The following is a 1,396-nucleotide window of genomic DNA, read 5'->3' on the forward strand; positions in this document are numbered from 1 at the left end:
CGCCTGGGCAAACGTGTGCAGTCCGCGATCCAGATCGCGGGCTGCTCTCTAACTTGCCCGTTCACCCGAGGGGCTCGCGTCCAATCCGGTCCACGCAACCCAGACAGCTACGCTATGTGGCACGCCGTTCAGCGGCAGACGCTGTAACGCTCACGAACTTTCTTAGAACCCAATGCATCAGACCTATACCCCATAGCGAGGCGCAGAACGCCCACTCGCAGATTCCGTTCAACTGCCACGCACGACTGAACAGCGACGCAGGTTTCCTGGTAACGCCGCTGCTAGAGGACATCTGATGAACAGCAGCCTGCTTGAGCGATATCTACACGTACGCCGCCACAGCGAGTCATTGATAGCGCCATTGAGCGATGAAGATATGGTCGTGCAGTCCATGCCTGACGCCAGCCCTGCAAAATGGCATTTCGCTCACACAAGCTGGTTCTTCGAGACATTTCTGCTTATCGAATACCTTCCCGGTTACCAGACTTTCGACTCCGCCTTCGCTTACCTTTTCAACTCCTATTACGAAGCCTTAGGACCACGTCAACCGCGGCCGCAACGCGGGATGCTCAGTCGACCCTCCGTTTCGCAAATACGCGAATATCGCCGGCATGTCGACGAACATATGCAAGGGCTACTCACCCGCTCAAACACCGAAGAGTTGCAGAGGCTGGTCGAACTAGGTCTGGCCCATGAACAGCAACACCAAGAGTTGCTGCTTATGGACATACTGCATCTGTTCAGCCTATCTCCTCTCAAACCGGCGTATGCCAAGAGCTGGCAAGAACCATCGGGCGACCGCCATGGCCACTACCAGCTAATGGCCGGCGGCATGGTGGAGCTAGGTCATACAGGCAACGATTTTTGCTTCGACAACGAAAGCCCCCGTCACGCGACATGGCTACAGCCCTTCGAAATCAGCGACCGTCTAGTGAGTAATGGCGAGTGGATGGCCTTTATCGCCGCAGACGGTTATCGCCGTCCCGAACTTTGGCTGGCAGAAGGCTGGGCGAAAGTTCAGGCCGAAGCGTGGGAAGCCCCGCTTTACTGGCAGCGAAACTCACAAGACTGGCAACAAATGAGCCTGGCGGGCGTTCGTGAGATTGATGCGGCCGCGCCCGTCATGCACATCAGCTATTACGAAGCGTGCGCCTACGCCATCTGGGCCAATGCCCGCCTGCCCACGGAGACAGAATGGGAGATCGCTGCACGCTCTGGCCTGCTTGAGCAAATTGACGATTGCGCCTGGCAGTGGACGCAAAGCGCTTACGCTCCCTACCCCGGCTTCAAGCCAGTGAGCAGTGCCGTAGGCGAATACAACGGCAAATTTATGGTCAGCCAATTGGTGCTGCGGGGCGGAGCCTGCGTTACGCCCCGAGACCACTCGCGCCTTAGC

Annotated in this window: 1 protein-coding gene; it reads left to right on the forward strand. The window is 57.6% G+C overall.

The annotated features are described in order from the left end of the window. Positions 1–295: 295 nt before the first annotated feature. Positions 296–1,396: ergothioneine biosynthesis protein EgtB (egtB, locus tag AAAB16_RS17080; RefSeq protein WP_340664399.1), on the forward strand; the 1,101-nt coding region annotated here is incomplete at its 3' end.

Source organism: Pseudomonas sp. (genome assembly GCF_037994325.1).
In the GTDB taxonomy this organism is placed as follows: domain Bacteria; phylum Pseudomonadota; class Gammaproteobacteria; order Pseudomonadales; family Pseudomonadaceae; genus Aquipseudomonas.